The following is an 18512-nucleotide window of genomic DNA, read 5'->3' as shown; positions in this document are numbered from 1 at the left end:
TTTGCAAAGGAACAGCTTATGCCTGCTGACCTGAAAGACCTGATGGATGATCTCACGCGCCGTATGGACGGTGCGATTGAGAGCCTTCGTCGTGACCTCTCCGGCCTTCGTTCCGGTCGTGCGAGCCCGAACCTGCTGGAGCCGGTGCGTGTCGAAGCTTATGGTTCGGAAGTGCCGCTGTCCCAGGTTGGCTCCATTGCCGTTCCTGAAGCACGTATGCTGACGGTTTCTGTCTGGGATCGCACGGTTGTGGGTGCTGTAGAGCGCGCCATCCGTGATAGTGGTCTAGGCCTCAATCCGGCTGCAGACGGACAGACCATCCGCGTGCCGATTCCAGTGCTGACGGAAGAGCGTCGTAATGAGCTTGCCCGCGCCGCCAATCGCTACGCTGAGAACGGCAAGATTGCGATCCGTGGTGTTCGTCGTGACGGCATGGAGCAGACGAAGGCGCTCGAAAAGAAGGGTGAAATCAGTCAGGACGACATGAAGACCTGGTCTGATTCCATCCAGAAGCTGACGGATCAGTACGTCAAGAAAGTAGACGATATTCTCGCGGACAAAGAACGCGAGATCAAGCAGGTCTGACCTCTCTCTTGACGATCGGATCCGCACCTAAATCCAGCGTGGCTGCCCCTTTGTCCCCTCATGGGGAGGGGGGCGTCGTTCCTGTGCATGTCGCCATGATTATGGACGGCAATGGGCGATGGGCGCGTTCGCGTAACCTTCCTGTTCTGGCTGGCCATCGGAGAGGTGCGGAGTCCGTACAGGAATGCGTCAAATCCGCTATCCGTCAGGGTGTTCGTTACCTGACGCTCTACGCTTTTTCTTCGGAAAACTGGCGTCGTTCTGCGGAAGAAATTGGCGATCTGACATCTCTTCTGCGCTTTTACCTCCGTCACAAGCTTAACGAACTCCATGAACAGGGCGTACGGCTGAGAGTGATTGGAGAGCCAGAACGTTTTGAGGGAACCTTGCGCGAGGAACTGAGACGCGCGGAAGCAAAGACCTTCAACAACAAGACGCTTACTCTGACGCTGGCGTTATCCTATGGCGGTCGTGCTGACATTGCGCAGGCTGCACGGCGGCTGGCCGATCAGGTTGCACGAGGTGAGCTGGCATCTTCGGATATCACGGAAGAGAGCTTGACGAACGCCTTGCAGACGGCAGACATGCCAGACCCTGATCTCGTCATCCGAACAAGTGGCGAGTGCCGTCTTTCCAATTTCCTGCTCTGGCAGAGTGCCTACGCCGAACTGATTTTCATGGATGTTCTATGGCCAGATTTCGGTGAGGCTGAGTTTCTTCAGGCGCTGTCCCATTTTGCTGGCCGTCAGAGGCGTTTTGGTGGCCGTCCGGCATGAGTGGTTCGTCCCGCTGGTCTGATCTGAAGCTGCGGCTGTCGTCGGCTGCTATTCTGGTCACTGTTGCCGGGATCTGCCTCTGGCAGGGCGGCATGATTTACAATGCGCTTATCCTGCTGGCGATGTTCGGGCTGGTCTGGGAAGGGGAAACCCTCATCCGCCAGCCTTTGCCAACCTGGCGCGGTATTCTTCTTCTTTTCTGGCCGCTAGTTTCTGGCGTTGCTGCCTTGCGGGGAGAATGGAGTGGCGCGTTCTGGATGGTTTGGCCGAGCCTTGTCTTCGGTGTGCCTGCCTGCATTCCGGTGATCGTGTCTATTCTGGGTGGCCTTTCGCTGCTTTGGCTGCGTCATCTCCCGGCGGGTTTTGAAAGTGTTCTGTTCGTTCTGTGCGTTGTGATCGCCAGTGACAGCTTTGCGTATCTTTTTGGGCGTATTTTTGGCGGTCCAAAGCTGGCGCCTTCTATCTCACCCGGGAAAACCCGTTCAGGCGCGATCGGCGGTCTCATGGGAGCGTCCCTCGCAGGGGGCGCGGTGGCATGGCTGTCTGGCCTGGGGTTTGTCGGCGGTGGTCTGTTCTGGGGCGCTGTGCTGGGGATTTTTTCCCAAAGTGGCGATCTGATCGAAAGTGCGGCCAAGCGCCGTCTTGGCGTTAAGGATTCTGGCACACTCATTCCTGGTCATGGCGGTCTACTGGACCGGTTTGATGGCCTTCTGGCTGCGGCTCCACTGGCCGCTCTTCTCTCTCTGGCAGCCTTCGGACAGGTGTTCTGGTCTGTCACTCCTGCGGATCTGGTAGGCGGGTCTGCATATCATACCATTCCTCAGGGGGGTTCTTCTCATGACTGACGGTTCTGTGGCCAAGCCTCGCCGGATCAGTGTTCTTGGCAGTACGGGCAGCATCGGCACGTCAACGGTTGATCTGCTCAAGCGCGTGGCGGCGGATATCGAAGTTCGTGCCCTGGTTGGCGGACGCAATGTTGCGCTTCTGGCAGAACAGGCGCGCGAACTGCGTGCGGAAATTGCTGTCATTCATGATGAAAGTCTGCACGAGGAACTGAAATCCCTTCTGGCTGGAAGCGGTATTCGGACGGCTGCCGGGCGTCAGGCTGTCATTGAAGCTGGTGCCATGGAAGCTGACTGGACGATGGCAGCCATCACAGGTGCAGCAGGGCTGGAGCCAACGCTCGCTGCTGCCCGTAATGGTCACGCCATCGCGTTGGCCAACAAGGAAGCGCTTGTCTGTGCTGGCGATGTCATGCTTCGCGCCGTTGGTGAGGCTGGTGCGACATTGCTGCCGGTGGATTCAGAGCACAACGCCATTGCTCAGGCACTTGGCGGCTGCGACATGAGTACGGTCGAAAAAATCGTTCTGACGGCGTCTGGTGGACCATTTCGTCAGTCTTCCCTGGAAGATATGCGAGCGGCCACCCCAGAGAAGGCTCTGAAGCATCCGACATGGACAATGGGTGCCAAGATCACAATTGACTCGGCTTCGATGGCGAACAAGGGCCTGGAAGTGATTGAGGCTGCCCGGCTGTTTGGTCTGACCGAAGACCGGATTGATGTGCTGGTGCATCCGCAATCTGTGGTTCATGGGCTGGTACAGTTCCGGGATGGTAGTCTTGTCGCTCAGATGGGTTCGGCGGACATGCGCATTCCTATCGCGCACACCCTTGCATGGCCGCAGCGGATGGAAACGCCGTGTCAGAGGCTGGATCTGACGGCGTTTGGACGTCTGGATTTTGAAGCTCCTGACGAAGTCCGTTTTGTTCCACTGCGACTGGCGAGACAGGTGCTGCGGGCAGGGGGGGCGGCTCCGGCGGTCTTCTCAGCGGCGAATGAAATTGCCGTTGATGCTTTTCTGAACCGTCGGATCGGTTTTCTTGGTATTGGTGAGACGATCGACAGTGCTCTTCAGGCCATGACTGAAAACCCTGAGCTGACGACACTGGATGAAGTCCTGGAATGGGATGCCCGTGGTCGCGCGCTTGCTGAAGAGCATATTCTTCGGGAAAGCGGCCGTCTGCGAAATACAGCGAGCGAGAACGCCCTGCATGCATGATTTTCTGCGCACCATCATCGCCTATGTTCTGATTCTTGGCATTCTGGTTTTCATTCATGAACTGGGGCACTACCTCGCCGCGCGTTGGCGAGGCGTGAAGGTTGAGACCTTTTCCATCGGTTTCGGACCGGCTGTGCGTCGCTGGTATGACAAGTCGGGGACAGAATGGCGTCTGAGCGCAATTCCACTCGGAGGGTACGTCAAGCCTCACGGGTTTGAAGGACCGGATGACGCGACGGATGAGCAGAAAGCCGCCTGGATTCCGGGCAGGACATTCCATGACAAACCCGTGGGCTCACGGGCTCTGGTGATTGTCATGGGGCCTGTTTTCAATTTTCTGTTCGCGATCATTGCCTTCACCCTTCTGTTTGCGACAGTGGGGAAGCCTGAACTTCGGAACGACATTTCCCAGGTTGTCGTGGGGAGCGCTGCGGAAAAGGCAGGCGTGAAGACGGGTGATGTGATCACGCGTATTGGCTCACTCTCCATCTCAGGTCCTGAAGATGTTATGGGGACGGTTGCCTCTCACCCGAACGACACGACAACACTTGGAGTTCGTCGTAACGGTGAGGATCTGACGCTACCTGTCACCATTGGTGCAGTAAAAAGTGGCTCGCATGCCACCGGCGTGCTGGGTGTGGGTTTCGCGGCGTCTCCGGGGCATGCGGTCTCTCCCGTTAAAGCCGCTGTGATGGGTGTGCAGGAAACATGGACGATGTCTGTTCGCACGCTTCAGGGCGTCTGGCAGATCCTTTCCGGGCAGCGCAGCGCGAAAGAACTCGGCGGAACGATCCGAATCGCACAGATGTCTGGTCAGGTTGCCAGCTATGGCATGGCCAGCATTGTGTCGTTCATGGCGCTGCTGTCCATCAATCTTGGGCTTATAAACCTGTTTCCGATCCCGGTTCTCGATGGTGGACGACTGATCTTTTATGCTGTTGAAGCCATCAAGGGGCGCCCTGTTTCACGGCGTGTGCAGGACGTCAGCATGCAGGTCGGAATGGCGCTTATCGGCGCGCTTTTCCTTTTTTCCACGATAAATGACCTGACAAATATCGGGTTGTTTCACTGGATGTTTCACGTCGGAAGCTAGGTAGGGATACGCCCCGTAACTCTTCGTGAGTGAAGGGAGATCTTGCATGGTGGGGGGATTTTCGGATACCTCCGCCAATGGCGTAGCGTGTCATGCGCCTACGAAAAATCTGTTACAAGGAAAACCGGTTTGTCAGGATCACGGTCAAGAGGTTCCCGGTCCCCGAACATGCGTCTGTTGCTTCTAGCATCCGCATGTCTTCTCCCGACCGCCCTCGGTGTGGCGGACGCCCGCTCCGCACGTCAGCACCAGGCATCAGGTGCAGCCTCGGGCAATAACGTGATCCAGGCCATTACGGTCTCTGGCAACACACGTATCGAAACCAGTACAGTTCTGTCCTACATGGTCGCCCAGCCGGGAGATTCCTTTAACCAGGATGATCTCGACCGGTCTCTGAAGTCGCTTTACGCGACGGGCCTGTTCAAGGATGTGACACTTCACCGTGACGGCAATACGCTTCTGGTGAATCTGGTCGAGAACCCCATCGTCAATCGTATTGTCTTTGAGGGTAACCATGCGCTGAAGGACGAAGATCTCCGCAAGGAAATCAGTCTTCGTCCCCGAGCGGTTTTCTCATCCCAGACCACGGCTGCCGATCGTCAGAAGATTCTGAACCAGTATGCTGGAAAAGCTCGTTTTGGCGCGACGGTAACGCCACAGATTGTGAAGCTGTCCAACAATCGTGTGGACGTGATCTTCAAGATCAACGAGGCCCAGCAGACGCTGATCCACAAGATTGTGTTTGTGGGTAATCATGCGTTCAGCGAAGCCCGTCTGGCGCAGGTGATTTCTTCCAAGGAAAACACCTGGTACCGCTTCTTCTCGTCTTCGGATGAATATAATCCGGAGCGCATCAAGTATGATGCCGAACTGCTGCGTCGGTTCTATTTGCATAACGGCTATGTTGATTTCCGCATGGTGGACGCGACGGGTGAGCTCTCGCCTGATCACAAATCCTTCTATGTGACGTTCACGATCCATGAGGGTGACCAGTATCACATTGGCAAGATGGACATCCGTTCCAACGTGCGCCGTGTGACGCCTGAAATGATGCGGCCCAAGATCCAGCTCTTCAAGCATCAGATTTACGACGGAACTGCTATCCAGCATAACACGACGGACATGCAGGAATGGCTGCAGGCTCAGGGCCATCCGTTTGCAATGGTGCGTTCGGAGATTGCACGTAATCCTGAAAAGCGGATTGTCGACCTCCTGTTCGATATCACGGAAGGACCGCATGTTTACGTCGAGCGTATCGACATTAACGGCAACACCATTACCCGTGATAACGTGATCCGCCGGAATCTGCCGATGGCAGAGGGCGACCCGTACACCCCGTTCGACAAGAAGTATTCCAAGCTTGCCTTGCAGGATCTTGGGTATTTCAGCACCGTCTCTGTTGATCAGACGCAAGGCTCTGCGCCGGACCGTGTTAACGTTTCCGCAAACGTTGTTGAAAAGCCGACCGGTGAGTTCTCACTGGGTGGTGGTTACTCAACAGACGTTGGTGTTCTTGGTAATGCGTCTGTCAAGCAGCATAACATGCTCGGGACCGGTATTGACGCCGGTATTTCCGGAACGGTCGCGTATTACGAAAAGCAGGCTGATATCTCCATTACGGATCCATACTTCCTGAATCGTAACCTTGTTGCTGGTGCTGACTTCTATTTCATCCAGAATAATTACCAGACGTATCAGAGCTATAAAGAATCCCAGTACGGCATGAGCCTGCGTCTTGGATATGCGTATAACCGCTATCTGTCGCAGTCCTTCAGCTACACTCTGGTCGATCGTCAGGTTGGTAACTTCTACGATGCTGCATCGATCGCTGCGAACCCTTCCTATATTGCATATGCGCCGTCCATTTATGTGCAGCAATCTGCTGGATGGTCGGTTCTTTCCCAGTTGAGTACGTCTTTGACCTACGATCGTCGCGATCGCCGCATGAATCCTCATGAAGGATACATGATGAAGGTTGGCGGTGATTTTGCTGGCCTGGGCGGTGATGCGAAATATTATCGCGTTAAGGCAGATGGCGCTTACTACATCCCGCTGGACCGGATCATGGGCAACCATGACTGGACCGTGCAGTTCAAGGGTGGCGTAGGCTATATGGGCGACTGGAGTTCCAGTGGGCGCCGTAACATCATCGACAACTTCTACCTTGGTGGCGAAAACCTGCGAGGCTTCCTGCAGGGTGGTGTCGGTCCGCGTTCCGGCCATATCTGCAATGGCCTTACGAGTGAGGGCAAATGTAATTATCTTCCGTCTCAGGGACAGGAAGATCTGTTGGGTGGCCGCTTCATGTACACGGCTTCTGCACAGGTCAATTTCCCGCTTCCCATGGGGGATGACCTAGGTATTGCGGGACGTTACTTCCTGGATGCCGGTAGCCTTGCCAGTGTTCGTGTGAAGAACAAATACACTGATTATTCACGCCGCAATCAGGCAGACTACCCGTATACCCCGATTACCGGTGACACCCTGACGCCCCGCGTTTCCACTGGTGTTGGTATTTCCTGGAAGAGCCCGTTCGGTCTTGTGAATATCGACGGTGCTATTCCGCTGCGTAAGGAAAAGGGCGATCGCCTTTACCCGCTACGCTTTGGTTTCGGGCAGCAGTTCTAAAACTGCGTGCCTGATTTCAAGCTTCAAGCAATTCTATCCCCTTTCCCAGAGGTGGTCATGACCTTTCATTCCCTGATGCGTCCGGCTTCGGTCGGCGCGCTTCTGGCTGCGACGGTTCTCGCCGTTGCTCCTTCCGCTCATGCACAGGCCGCCAACAATGGTGGCTGGTTCGTTCCGAAGGCTGCTCACCCGGATGCTGCGCCGGCCCCACGGCCAGCACCTCGCCGGAGTGTGCCCGTCGCTGCGGATGCGCCATCTGATGAAGATCAGGGTGCGCCGAATGCGCAGCAGGCTCCCCCGGTACTTCCGCTTCCGCCAATTCCAAACCCACCGACAGTTGCCAAGGCTGCTCCTCCGCCGGCTGCAGTTATTGGTGTGATCAATGTGCAGGCTGTCATGCAGATGTCGTCAGCCGCGCAGGAAATCCAGCAGGTTCTTGGTGCACGTCGTGACAAGCTGGCTCAGGCTGTGCAGCGCGAAGAAGGTGCATGGCGTGGCGAGCAGCAGAAGCTGCAGTCTGAAGCCCGGACCCTGACAGCTGACCAGATCCAGCTCAGAGAGCGTCATCTGCAGGAACGTCGTGCCAAGGACCAGCGCGATTTTGGCAATCAGGCACGAATTATTCAGGAAGCGGCTCAGGTCGGGTTTCAGCAGATCGAACGTGAGCTTGAGCAGGGCAACGGCATCATTGCAGCCGTTGCCGGTGCGCATAACATGAACCTCGTTCTGCATGCAGAGCAGGTTGTGCTGCATGTGGGTGAGCAGGACATCACGGAAGAAGTGGCGAACCAGCTGAACAAGACGCTGCCGCATGTCTTCATTCCGGACGACGGCGTCGATCCCGAGCAACTTGCCAAGTCCGGCAAGATGCCAACCACGGCTGACGAGCAGCGCGCCGCTCAGGGGCCTGAACAGGCTGCAGCACCAGCTGCTGCGCCGGCCCAGCCTGAGTCCGTTCTGCGTCAGCATCACTGAGGTCTGAACCTGTGGGTGACACGATGTCCACCGAGACGCGTCCAGGTGATGAGCGCTTTTTCCTTCGTGCCGGCCCCTTCGGGCTGGCACATCTTGCAGAAATATCGGGAAGTGATGTGCGCCCTGCCGTTGAAGGCCAGGACGATGGCACGCTCTTCCGAGGTGTAGCGCCGCTGCATGTTGCAGGTCCGGAAGATGTCAGTTTTCTGGATAACCGGCGTTATCTGCCGTTGCTGGAAAACACGAAAGCTGGTGCCGTCATTCTTGCGCCTGCCTTTGCCGATAAGCTGCCTCCTCAAACGGCCGGGCTGGTCTGCAAGACGCCTTACCTTGCCTGGGCTCGGATTGCAGCCTCGTTCCACCCCGCACCATCTTCCAGTGGTGTCCGACATCCTTCGGCCTATGTGAGTGAGAAAGCTGACATTGGCGAGAACGTTGAGATCGGCCCGTTTGCTGTCATTGAAGAGGGTGCAAAAATCGGTAGCGGTACCCTGATCGGGGCGCATGCCATGATTGGACGCAGCGTTGAGGTTGGCGAGCGTTGCCGCATTGGCAGTCATGTCAGCCTGACGCATGCGCGTGTCGGTCATCGCGTGACCCTGTATCCAGGGGCGCGGATCGGACAGGACGGGTTCGGCTTTGCTGTCGGTCCGGAAGGGTTCGAGACTGTTCCCCAGCTTGGGCTGGTCGTGATTGGCGATGACGTCGAGATTGGCGCCAATTCCACCATTGATCGTGGCTCCATGCGCGATACGGTCATTGGCGCGGGCACCCGGATCGATAATCTTGTGCAGATCGGTCACAACGCCCGACTGGGACGTTGCTGCATTGTGGTGTCTCAGGCGGGTATTTCCGGGTCTACCGAACTGGGTGATTTCGTGACGATTGCTGCTCAGGCCGGTCTGATTGGGCATATCAAGATCGGGGACAAGGCGCGTGTAGGGGCCCAGTGTGGGGTTATGTCTGACGTAGATGCTGGCGCGGATGTAATTGGTAGTCCTGCCATGCCGTTCCGGGAGTTCTTCAGGAATGTGGCCACTCTGCGGAAACTTTCCAAAAAGAGCACCGACTGACCTGAACCGGTGATGGATGGTATCCCTTGGCCAGTTTTGCTAAGGGAGGCCGATCGTACTGCTCGGAGAGCAGAAAACTGACAAAATTTCCCCCGGAAGGGTATGGTGAAGAAGATGGATCGAGTGGACGCTCCGGCTGAAAAGACGACCCCGGCAGAAGGGGCTTCGGGAACACATCAGGTTCCTGAGAGCATCGATATTCTGCAGATCATGCAGGCGATCCCACATCGCTATCCTTTCCTCCTGATCGACAAGATGCAGGAGATCAAGGCCGGTGAGTCCGCTGTTGGCATCAAGAATGTCACGGTGAACGAACCGTTCTTTCAGGGGCATTTTCCGTCTCATCCGGTGATGCCGGGTGTTCTGATCATTGAAGCCATGGCGCAGACGGCTGCAACGCTTGTCGTTCTGACTCTTGGCAAGGCTTTCGAAGGAAAGCTTGTTTATTTCATGACCATTGAAGGCGCGAAGTTCCGCCGTCCGGTGGGGCCTGGCGATCAGCTTCGTATCGAAGTCGTCAAGGAGCGCTCCCGGGCGAATGTCTGGAAGTTCAAGGGTATTGCCCGTGTTGACGGCGTTGCTGTCGCAGAGGCAACCTTCAGTGCCATGATCATGGGCTGAACTGATGCAGATTGCAGGAAAACGATCCGACAGCGCCGAAATCCATGCGACCGCTCTTGTTGATGAGCGGGCGCGGGTTGGAGATAATGTCCGTATTGGTCCGTGGTGTGTCGTCGGACCGCATGTGACACTTGGCGACGGCGTGCACCTGCATGCTTCCGTTATCGTGGACGGTCATACGACCCTTCGTGAAGGGGTAGAGGTTTATCCCTTCGTCACGATCGGTATGGCGCCGCAGGATCTGAAATATGCTGGTGAGCCGACGCTCTGCGAAATCGGCGCTCACACGATCATTCGTGAGAACGTCACGATCCATCGTGGAACGGCACAGGGCCATGCGCTGACGAAGATTGGTGAGCGTTGTCTGATCATGGCGAATGCGCATGTGGCTCATGACTGTGTTCTGGGTGATCGCGTCATCATTGTGAACAATGTTGTCATGGGCGGTCATGTCGAGATTGCTGACGACGCCAAGGTTATGGGGTCAGCCGCGCTTCACCAGTTTGTTCGTGTCGGCCGTGGGGCTGTTGTCGGCGGCGTCTGTGGTGTTGAAATGGATGTCATTCCGTATGGCAGCGTTCTGGGGAACCGTGCGCGTCTGGTTGGTCTGAACTGGATCGGTTTGAAGCGTTCGGGTGTTGGGCCGGAAGAAATGCAGGCCATGCGTCGCGCCTTCCGGACGCTGTATCCGCGCCATGGAAGTACGGATGTTGTGCTGGAAGCCCGCATTGCAGAAGTGCGTCGCGAATATGGGCATCTGCAACGGATTGCGGAAATGCTTGATTTCATGGAAGCGCCGAGCCGCCGTGGGCTGACGCGTGTTGCCCGGAACGAGGGGCTGTCCGAAACCGAAGGAGCCTGAGTATGCCAGGGGGAGGGTGCGTCGGTATTCTGGCCGGGGCAGGCCCCTTGCCTGCACAGGTAGCTGCGGCTGCTTTGGAGAAAGGGAAGTCGGTCTTCGTTGTCGGCTTTCGTGACTTTGCGGATACGGCCCGTTTGGCGCCGTATGCTCATGAAATTATCCGCCTTGCTGCGGTTGGAGAAATCCTTGCAGCTCTCAAAAAGCATGGTTGCCGTGAACTGGTCCTGATCGGCCCTGTAAGGCGACCAGCCTGGCGCGATCTCCGGCCCGATGCAGAGGGCGCTCGAATTCTTGCGCGCTTGGGGCGTGCCATTTTCCTCGGTGATGACGGCCTCCTGGGTGCGGTGGTTCGGGTTCTCGGGGAAGAGGGCTTTATTGTCCGCGGGGCTCATGAATTTCTGGATCATGCAACAGGTCGTAGTGGAACGCTCGGGCGCGTAGCTCCGGATGAGCAGGCCCAGCAGGATATTGCCCGCGGTGTGCAGGTTTTGCGCGCCATGGCCGCACTGGATATCGGGCAGGGATGTGTCGTTCAAAGTGGTCTGGTTCTGGCCGTGGAGGCGCTTGAAGGCACAGATGCCATGTTGGGCCGGTGCGGCAAGCTTATGCAGGCCGGGAGCGGAGGGGTTCTCATCAAGATGCCCAAGAGTGGTCAGGATCTGAGGGCTGACATGCCCACGATTGGTCCTGAGACGCTTGAGAATGCTGCGCGGAACGGATTGCGCGGGGTGGCGTTTCAGCCAGGTGTGACCCTCCTGACGGACCCGGATCGCTGCATAGCTTTGGCTGATCGATACGGGCTGTTCCTTTATGGGCTGACGACCGAAGATCTTAAGGAAGAAAAATGAGCACATTCCTGCACACGATGGTCCGCATCCGGGACATTGATCGCAGTCTGGCGTTCTACAGCCTCCTTGGCATGAAGGAGCTGCGTCGCAAGGAAGTTCGAGAAGGGCGTTATACGCTGGTCTTCATCGGATTCGCGGATAACGAGCACGGACAGGCCGAGATTGAACTAACCTATAACTGGGATCAGGAGTCCGACTACGAAGTTGGAACGGGTTTCGGGCATTTTGCAATTGGTGTGCCTGACGTGGCGGGGCTGGTTGAGACGGTCCGTTCCGGTGGTGGTACCGTGACGCGTGAGGCCGGTCCGCTAAAATTCGGAACGGTCATTATTGCTTTCGTGCAAGACCCGGACGGCTACAAGATCGAGCTTATCGAGAAGAAGCCGACGACTTCAGAAGACTGAGAGCTTTTTCAAGTGCCTGTATGATTGTCTCTGCATGCCGACGTACAGAATCGTCGGGATGAGAGGACAGGATGTCGGCACAGAGCAGGGCGGGTGACAGGGCGTTTCGCAAATCATGGCGGAATGCGCTGGATTCGTTCGATTGAGACGGTGGTAGAGTCGGTTTTTGGCTCATATCCTCAGCTTCCTGATCGTCCGGCATTGACAGGCGAGGACCCGGTGAGTACAAGCCCGGGTCTCATTCACCGGGCGTTTCGTGCGCCCGATCGACGCGGATGTCCAGAGGGGCGTCTGCATGGTTTTTAAGGATCGATGTCATGAAGCGCACGTATCAACCCTCCAAGCTGGTTCGTAAGCGTCGCCACGGTTTCCGTGCACGTACTGCTACAGTCGGTGGCCGCCGCGTGCTGGCAAACCGTCGCACCAAGGGCCGCAAGAAGCTCTCCGCCTGAGCGGGAATCATACAGCTGGCCGCCTGAAAAAGCGGCCGCAGTTTCTGCGTGTTGCCGGGAAGGGACGTAAAGTCGCTACCCCGGGAATGGTTGTGCAGATCCTGCAGGATGATACCCAGCCTGAAAGCCGTGTCGGGTTTACTGTCACGAAAAAGGTTGGGAATTCGGTCATCCGAAATCGCACCAGACGCCGCCTCCGTGAGGTGCTGCGTCTTGTTGCACGTGAGGACGGTCTCCCAACAGGAGACTTCGTCCTAATCGGTCGAGACGGTACCCGTCGACGCGATTTTTCTTTGCTTCAGGAAGATCTCCGGAAAGCCCTTCGCAAGGGTACGGAAAAATGACAGGCTTTTTTACCAAGCCTGTAACTGTCTTCCTGCTCGCACTGATTGATGCTTACAAACTTTTCGTCAGCCCGTATCTGGGGCGGAATTGCCGATTTGAGCCTGGGTGTAGCACCTACGCCATTATGGTGATCAAATCGCATGGTCCTCTGCACGGCGGATGGCTGGCACTCAGGAGAATCCTGCGCTGTCATCCGTGGTCAAAAGGGGGCTGCGACCTTCCTCCTGAGCGCCATCAGCATTAAAAAACGCGGCCAGCTATTGTTTTGATCGCGGTTTTCGGCCACTTGAGGCTCAGCATTCCTCCGTAGAGACGAAAGACCGGCATCCGCCCGATGGAAATCAAGCGCATCATTGCGGCCACTATCCTCTCGGCCCTCATCCTGATCGGTTTCGACTATTTCATGCCGAAGCCCCATCAGGACAGTCATCCCGCTGTCACGCAGACTGCTGCGACACAGTCCCCGCCAACCCCGGATCAGGCCGCGTCTGCAGAGGCTTCCTCTGAGCAGGTAGTAACGGCGCGACGTATCGCAATCACAAGCGAAGACGTGCAGGGTTCCCTGAACCTCAAGGGTGCGCTGCTGGATGATGCGGTGCTGACGAAGTATCGTGCGACTCTGGCCAAGGACAGCCCGCTTGTCCGCCTCCTGGATAAGCCCGACAGCGAGCATCCGAACTTCTTTGTCATTGGCTGGACCAATGCTCCGGGCTCGAATGCCAAGGTGCCTGACCTGAATACGGTCTGGAACAGTGCAGATGAAGCCCTGTCTCCCGGTCATCCGGTAACGTTGAAGTGGGACAATGGCGAAGGACTGATCTTTACAATCCAGATCGCCGTTGATCAGCACTACATGTTCTCGGTCGTTCAGTCTGTGGAGAACCATTCTTCACAGCCGGTGGCTCTGGTTCCGTTCCAGCGTGTTCAGCGTGACTATCAGGCTGCGGAAGGTTTCTGGACGGCTCATGAAGGCCCGATTGCCGTCATGGATGGTCGTCTGAATGACGAAACCTACAAGAACGTTCGCAAAGGTGCCGAGCACGCAGACCATACGTTCTGGGCCAAGGGCGGTACTGGCGGCTGGGGCGGTATCAGCGACAAGTACTGGCTGACGGCGGTAGCGCCAGACGCTACTGCAGCTGTCACGGCTAGTTTTGCCTATGCGCCTGGCAATCCCGGTTCATATCGGATTGGTTTTACCTCGCAGGCAGCCCAGCAGATCATGCCGAATGGTACGATTACGCAGACGAGCCACCTTTTTGCGGGCGCGAAGGTTCCGAGCCTGCTTCAGGCTTACAGTCGCGATCTGCACATTACGGATTTCGACAAGGCGATCGATTTTGGCTGGTTCAGCTTCCTGACGCGTCCGATCCTGTATCTGCTGCACTGGCTGTATCTGCACCTTGGCAATTTCGGTCTGGCGCTGATGGCGCTGACGTTGATCGTCAAGATTGTGCTGTTCCCGCTTGCTTCCAAGGCGGCGGGTTCGTCTGCGCGGATGCGTCTGCTGGCTCCAAAGATCAAGGAGATCCGGGAGAAGAACAAGGATGACCCGATGGTCATGAACCAGAAGGTCATGGCTCTCTATCGGGAAGAGGGCGTGAACCCGGCCAGTGGCTGTCTGCCGGTTCTGATCCAGGCTCCGATCTTCTTCTGCCTGTACAAGATGCTGAACATCAGCATCGACGAACGCCATGCCCCGTTCTTTGGTTGGATTCGTGACCTGTCCGTTCCGGACCCGACGAATCTCTTCAATCTGTTCGGCCTGATCCCGTTTGATCCGACAGTGTACTTCTCGTTCCTGCACATCAGTGTCTGGGGAGCAGCTCTGGGTGTGACTTTCTGGCTGCTGCAGCGTCAGACCATGGTGAGCATGGATCCGGCGCAGGCTCGCATCATGCAGTTCATGCCGCTGGTCTATGTGTTCGTCATGTCGGGCTTTCCGGCCAGTCTTCTGGTTTACTACACGTGGAACAACCTGCTGACATTTGCTCAGCAGTCCTTCATCCAGAGCCGTACAAAGCTGCCGGTTCCTGTCACCACTACTGGACGCTGAGACACATGAAAGAAGTTGCGGGCCCTCCTACTCCTGAGCAGATTGAAGATGGACGTCTTCTCTTTGCGGGGGAGTGCGAGTTTTTCTTTGGGTCCCAGAAGATCGAGCAGCTTCCGCCAGTCGGTCGACCTGAAGTTGCCTTTGCGGGCCGTTCCAATGTTGGCAAGTCCAGCATCATCAATGCTCTCACAGGGCGGAAGGCTCTTGCACGGGCTTCGTCAGAGCCTGGCCGCACCAAGCAGCTTAACTTCTTCAATCTGTCAGACCGCATTTCTCTTGTGGATATGCCGGGTTACGGGTTTGCGAAGGCTGCAAAGTCTGTCAAGGAAGACTGGCAGAACATGATGTTCGCCTATCTCCGAGGCCGGACGACGCTTGCACGTGTGATACTGCTTCTTGATGCGCGTATTGAACTCAAGGCGTCCGACAAGGATGTCATGGAGCTTCTGGATCGTGCGGCCGTGGTTTTCCAAATCGTTCTGACCAAATGCGATCAGGTTCGGCCAACGGCGCTCAAAGCCAAGATTGCGGAGGTGGAAGCTCTTGCGCTCAAGCATGCTGCTGCCTATCCGCGCATCGTTTGCACCAGTAGCCAAACCGGCGAAGGTATCGAAGATCTGCGTGCGGAGATCGCTCGTTTTGCAGATCCCGCCAAGACCTCAGTGGAAGGATAAGTCCGGCCGTGAGCAAAAAGACCCACAGTGAAAAGCTGCCGGAAATCCCGCCGGCCGTGAATATGGATGATGCCCAGCAGCAGGCTGCCATCCTTGCCAGTGCTCTTCCGTATCTGCGGCGTTATGCAGGGGACACCATCGTCGTCAAGTACGGTGGCCATGCGATGGGCGAGGGCAAACTGGCCAGTGCTTTTGGCTATGATATTGCTCTGCTCAAACTGGTGGGTATTAATCCGATCGTCGTGCACGGTGGGGGCCCGCAGATCAGTTCGATGCTGGATCGTCTGCATATCCGTTCCCAGTTCGTTGACGGACTGCGCGTGACGGATAGTGCGATGGTGGACGTCATCGAGATGGTTCTCGCTGGCAGCGTGAACAAGCAGGTCGCAGAACTTATCAATCGCGCTGGTGCGATGGCTGTTGGTATTTCTGGCAAGGACGGGAGCCTGATTCAGGCGCGCAAGCTGACCCGGACACGTCGCGACCCTGACAGCCAGATCGAGAGCGTAGTTGATCTCGGATTTGTTGGTCAGCCTGAAAAGATTGACCCGCGTGTTCTATACGCTCTGCTGGGCTCTGGTCTGATTCCTGTGATTGCTCCGGTCGGTGCGGGTGAAAACGGTGAGACCTACAACATCAATGCCGACACGGCTGCAGGTGCCATTGCGGGCGCTGTGCATGCTTCACGTCTGCTGATGTTGACTGATGTTCCGGGTGTTCTGGATCGCAACGGCAAGCTGATCGAGGAACTGAGTGCTGAAGAGGCGCGCAACCTCATCAAGGACGGTACGATTTCGGGTGGCATGATCCCGAAGGTTGAGACCTGCTTGGATGCTGTTCAGAGTGGCGCCAAGGCGGCCGTCATTCTGGATGGCCGCGTACCGCATACCTGTCTGCTGGAACTGTTCACGCGGGCAGGGCCGGGAACTCTCATTAAGGCCTGAACCGGATTATGGCGCTTCGTAAGAGAAGCGCCATTTTTTTTGCTCGTCCATTGCGTCGTGGAGGGCCTGTGTCGCTCTTTCGAGCAGAGTATCTGGAGAGGTCTCCTGATCCTCTGGCTCACGGCTGATAAGGCCAAGATACAGGGGAAGATGCGTGGGCGGTTCTATCAATAGGGGAATGCCGTGTGCTGTCATGCGTTCTGCGCGCTCGGCCATGGCGAAACGGTCTCCACCATCCATCCAGAGAGCAAATGTGTTGCCGCTCAGTCGTGCGACAGCATCGGTGGGACGAACGGCTTTGCGGAGAAGTGCAATGCACTGGACAAGGGCATCTTCTCCCGCCTGAAAGCCGTTTTTCTGGGCGATATCAGTCAGGCCAGGGATGTAGGCGACCATGAGGGTTGCTGGAAGGCCTTCCCGGTCCAGGCGTGGAATCCGCCGTTCCATTTCATCTTTCAGGCCGTCCCAGTTCAGAAGATTGGATGCGAAATCGTAGTGGGATTCTCCCAGAACCCTGCGTTGAAGAGCATCATGTTCCTGGATGGTGGCAATGAACGCCATGACGGTCTGAAGGAGTTCAATGTCTTCTGGAGACCAGGACGTGTTTTTCCAGCAGATCAGGCCCAGCGGAGACTGGCTGCGAATGACTTCACAGATCAAAACGGCATATTGTGAACCGGCTGAAAACCGGATGGCAGACTGATCGGGAATGAATGTGTTTCCCTGAAGACAGTCCTGAAGACCCTGAGGAAGCGGTGCAGACTGATGAAGGATGCTGTCATCTGTCGGGGGCGTGAAGGAATTGAAGAGGAAACTGTCTGACTGAAGGATTTTCTGAAGCTCGGTCAGCGCAGCGGCAATACCCAGACGAGGCAGAATGGCCCCCCGCATGGCGTTCAGGATCTTTCGGATCACGGGCAGGATTGACGACTGATTTTCCCGCAATGGGAAAAGGCTGGGATGGTTCAGTCCGGGATCATGCATTGCCACGAAGGCTCCATGCTGGTGCGGCTGAACAAAGCCGTCTTGATGATGCAGGTTCAGGCCCTGCGGCGTGGAACGAACTGAAACGGGCTCGTTGTTCCAAAGAAAGGCTCTGAGCAGATCAGGAGTTTCTTTCGGGCCGTTTCTGAAACAGAACGCTCTTCGTTTTCCATAGGTACAATAGGTTAACGGAAGCTTAATAACGAAGTGGATTCAGTTGACGGGGAAAGAGCCGTTGACAGGCACGGCCGGGGATCGCATGGTCCGGCGGTTTTCTGCTCCTTTTCTGGATGGTCCTGATGCCTCACGATACGCTTCGCACCGCCATTGACGCTCTCTGGGAGCGTCGTGCCACTCTGAACGCACAAACAGAGGGAGAAGATCGCGAGGTCATCGAAACCGCGCTCAAAGGTCTTGATGCCGGTACGCTGCGTGTGGCTGAGCCGAGTGAAGATGGCTGGGTTGTCCATGAATGGCTGAAGAAGGCCGTTCTTCTGTCTTTCCGTCTCAATGACAGTCGCGTCATGGTCGGCGGTTGTGGTGGTGAGCCGGCTTTTGACAAGGTTCCGCTGAAGTTCGACGGTTGGGATCAATTCCGTTTCGCGGAAGCTGGTTTCCGTGCGGTTCCGGGTGCGATCGTTCGTCGCTCGGCTTTCATCGCACCGAATGTCGTTCTGATGCCGAGCTTCGTGAATGTCGGTGCGCGCGTTGATAGCGGCACGATGATTGACACCTGGGCGACGGTCGGGTCCTGCGCCCAGATTGGCAAGAACTGCCATATCAGCGGTGGTGCAGGAATTGGCGGCGTTCTGGAGCCCCTACAGGCTGCTCCGGTCATCATTGAAGATGACTGTTTCATCGGTGCGCGGTCTGAAGTTGCTGAAGGCGTGATCGTGGAGAAGGGCTCTGTCCTGTCCATGGGCGTGTTCATTGGTGCATCCACAAAGATTGTGGATCGTGCGACGGGTGAGATCTTCATGGGCCGCGTTCCGGCTTATTCCGTTGTTATCCCAGGCACACTGCCGCCGAAGGAGCCGGGTCAGCCGTCTCTTGCCTGTGTCGTGATCGTCAAGCGCGTTGATGAGCGCACCCGCTCCAAGACATCCATCAACGAACTTCTGCGCGATTAAT

General features: G+C 56.6%; 20 protein-coding genes. 19 read left to right on the top strand and 1 reads right to left on the bottom strand.

Going from position 1 to position 18512, the window contains the following annotated elements; all coding sequences use genetic code 11:
- The first annotated feature begins 18 nt into the window (after positions 1 to 18).
- The 18 genes from frr (at position 19) to argB (ending at position 16397) form a co-directional block, all read left to right on the top strand.
- A complete protein-coding gene (frr, locus tag B7444_RS07990) occupies positions 19 to 585 on the top strand; it encodes a ribosome recycling factor (RefSeq protein ID WP_007282476.1) in 567 nt (188 codons plus the stop codon).
- 95 nt (positions 586 to 680) lie between these two features.
- On the top strand, positions 681 to 1361 hold the full coding sequence (uppS, locus tag B7444_RS07985) for a polyprenyl diphosphate synthase (RefSeq protein ID WP_048855151.1): 681 nt from the start codon (positions 681 to 683) through the stop codon (positions 1359 to 1361).
- Positions 1358 to 2206, top strand: coding sequence for a phosphatidate cytidylyltransferase (locus B7444_RS07980; protein WP_007282474.1), 849 nt, complete (start codon positions 1358 to 1360; stop codon positions 2204 to 2206). The genes uppS and B7444_RS07980 overlap by 4 nt, the downstream gene beginning before the upstream one ends.
- Entirely contained in the window at positions 2199 to 3422 is a 1224-nt protein-coding gene (gene dxr, locus B7444_RS07975) for a 1-deoxy-D-xylulose-5-phosphate reductoisomerase (protein ID WP_035729944.1), read from the top strand. Before B7444_RS07980 ends, dxr begins: the two co-directional genes overlap by 8 nt.
- Positions 3415 to 4515: an RIP metalloprotease RseP gene (gene rseP, locus B7444_RS07970; RefSeq protein ID WP_007282472.1), complete on the top strand. Its 1101-nt coding sequence runs from the start codon at positions 3415 to 3417 to the stop codon at positions 4513 to 4515. Before dxr ends, rseP begins: the two co-directional genes overlap by 8 nt.
- Positions 4516 to 4683: 168 nt before the next feature.
- The gene (bamA, locus tag B7444_RS07965) at positions 4684 to 7143 is read left to right on the top strand and encodes an outer membrane protein assembly factor BamA (RefSeq protein WP_015072266.1); all 2460 of its coding nucleotides are present in this window, start codon (positions 4684 to 4686) and stop codon (positions 7141 to 7143) included.
- Positions 7144 to 7200: 57 nt separating this feature from the next.
- On the top strand, positions 7201 to 8118 hold the full coding sequence (locus tag B7444_RS07960; RefSeq protein ID WP_186810543.1) for an OmpH family outer membrane protein: 918 nt from the start codon (positions 7201 to 7203) through the stop codon (positions 8116 to 8118).
- Positions 8119 to 8141: 23 nt separating this feature from the next.
- Positions 8142 to 9191, top strand: coding sequence for a UDP-3-O-(3-hydroxymyristoyl)glucosamine N-acyltransferase (lpxD, locus tag B7444_RS07955; protein WP_035729946.1), 1050 nt, complete (start codon positions 8142 to 8144; stop codon positions 9189 to 9191).
- 102 nt (positions 9192 to 9293) lie between these two features.
- Complete coding sequence (gene fabZ, locus B7444_RS07950; protein WP_007282468.1) at positions 9294 to 9812, top strand: 3-hydroxyacyl-ACP dehydratase FabZ; 519 nt, start codon at positions 9294 to 9296, stop codon at positions 9810 to 9812.
- A gap of 4 nt (positions 9813 to 9816) precedes the next feature.
- Positions 9817 to 10674: an acyl-ACP--UDP-N-acetylglucosamine O-acyltransferase gene (gene lpxA, locus B7444_RS07945; protein ID WP_007282467.1), complete on the top strand. Its 858-nt coding sequence runs from the start codon at positions 9817 to 9819 to the stop codon at positions 10672 to 10674.
- A 2-nt stretch (positions 10675 to 10676) separates the two neighbouring features.
- Positions 10677 to 11522 (top strand): LpxI family protein, encoded by an 846-nt coding sequence (locus B7444_RS07940; protein ID WP_007282466.1) that lies wholly within the window; start codon positions 10677 to 10679, stop codon positions 11520 to 11522.
- On the top strand, positions 11519 to 11926 hold the full coding sequence (gene gloA / locus B7444_RS07935) for a lactoylglutathione lyase (protein WP_007282465.1): 408 nt from the start codon (positions 11519 to 11521) through the stop codon (positions 11924 to 11926). Before B7444_RS07940 ends, gloA begins: the two co-directional genes overlap by 4 nt.
- 317 nt (positions 11927 to 12243) lie before the next feature.
- The gene (rpmH, locus tag B7444_RS07925) at positions 12244 to 12378 is read left to right on the top strand and encodes a 50S ribosomal protein L34 (RefSeq protein ID WP_016737691.1); all 135 of its coding nucleotides are present in this window, start codon (positions 12244 to 12246) and stop codon (positions 12376 to 12378) included.
- On the top strand, positions 12375 to 12722 hold the full coding sequence (rnpA, locus tag B7444_RS07920) for a ribonuclease P protein component (RefSeq protein ID WP_034881829.1): 348 nt from the start codon (positions 12375 to 12377) through the stop codon (positions 12720 to 12722). The genes rpmH and rnpA overlap by 4 nt, the downstream gene beginning before the upstream one ends.
- On the top strand, positions 12719 to 12967 hold the full coding sequence (gene yidD, locus B7444_RS07915; RefSeq protein ID WP_007282461.1) for a membrane protein insertion efficiency factor YidD: 249 nt from the start codon (positions 12719 to 12721) through the stop codon (positions 12965 to 12967). Before rnpA ends, yidD begins: the two co-directional genes overlap by 4 nt.
- A gap of 90 nt (positions 12968 to 13057) precedes the next feature.
- Positions 13058 to 14779 (top strand): membrane protein insertase YidC, encoded by a 1722-nt coding sequence (yidC, locus tag B7444_RS07910; protein WP_007282460.1) that lies wholly within the window; start codon positions 13058 to 13060, stop codon positions 14777 to 14779.
- Between the two features lie 5 nt (positions 14780 to 14784).
- Positions 14785 to 15453 carry a ribosome biogenesis GTP-binding protein YihA/YsxC gene (gene yihA, locus B7444_RS07905; protein WP_007282459.1) on the top strand — a complete coding sequence of 223 codons (669 nt, stop codon included), beginning with the start codon at positions 14785 to 14787 and terminating at the stop codon, positions 15451 to 15453.
- Positions 15454 to 15515: 62 nt separating this feature from the next.
- Positions 15516 to 16397, top strand: a complete 882-nt coding sequence (gene argB, locus B7444_RS07900; protein WP_186004329.1) for an acetylglutamate kinase — start codon at positions 15516 to 15518, stop codon at positions 16395 to 16397.
- A gap of 6 nt (positions 16398 to 16403) precedes the next feature.
- Here the strand turns inward: argB and B7444_RS07895 are convergent, their stop codons facing one another.
- Positions 16404 to 17381: a GGDEF domain-containing protein gene (locus tag B7444_RS07895; RefSeq protein ID WP_007282457.1), complete on the bottom strand. Its 978-nt coding sequence runs from the start codon at positions 17379 to 17381 to the stop codon at positions 16404 to 16406.
- 299 nt (positions 17382 to 17680) lie between these two features.
- On the opposite strand from B7444_RS07895, the gene dapD reads away from it, so the two are divergent.
- Entirely contained in the window at positions 17681 to 18511 is an 831-nt protein-coding gene (dapD, locus tag B7444_RS07890; protein WP_035729950.1) for a 2,3,4,5-tetrahydropyridine-2,6-dicarboxylate N-succinyltransferase, read from the top strand.
- The last annotated feature ends 1 nt before the right edge of the window (position 18512 follow it).

This window comes from Gluconobacter thailandicus F149-1 = NBRC 100600, assembly GCF_000964465.1.
Lineage (GTDB): Bacteria > Pseudomonadota > Alphaproteobacteria > Acetobacterales > Acetobacteraceae > Gluconobacter > Gluconobacter thailandicus.
The sequence above is the reverse complement of the archived record's forward strand: the minus strand, read 5'-3'. Positions and strand labels throughout refer to the sequence as shown.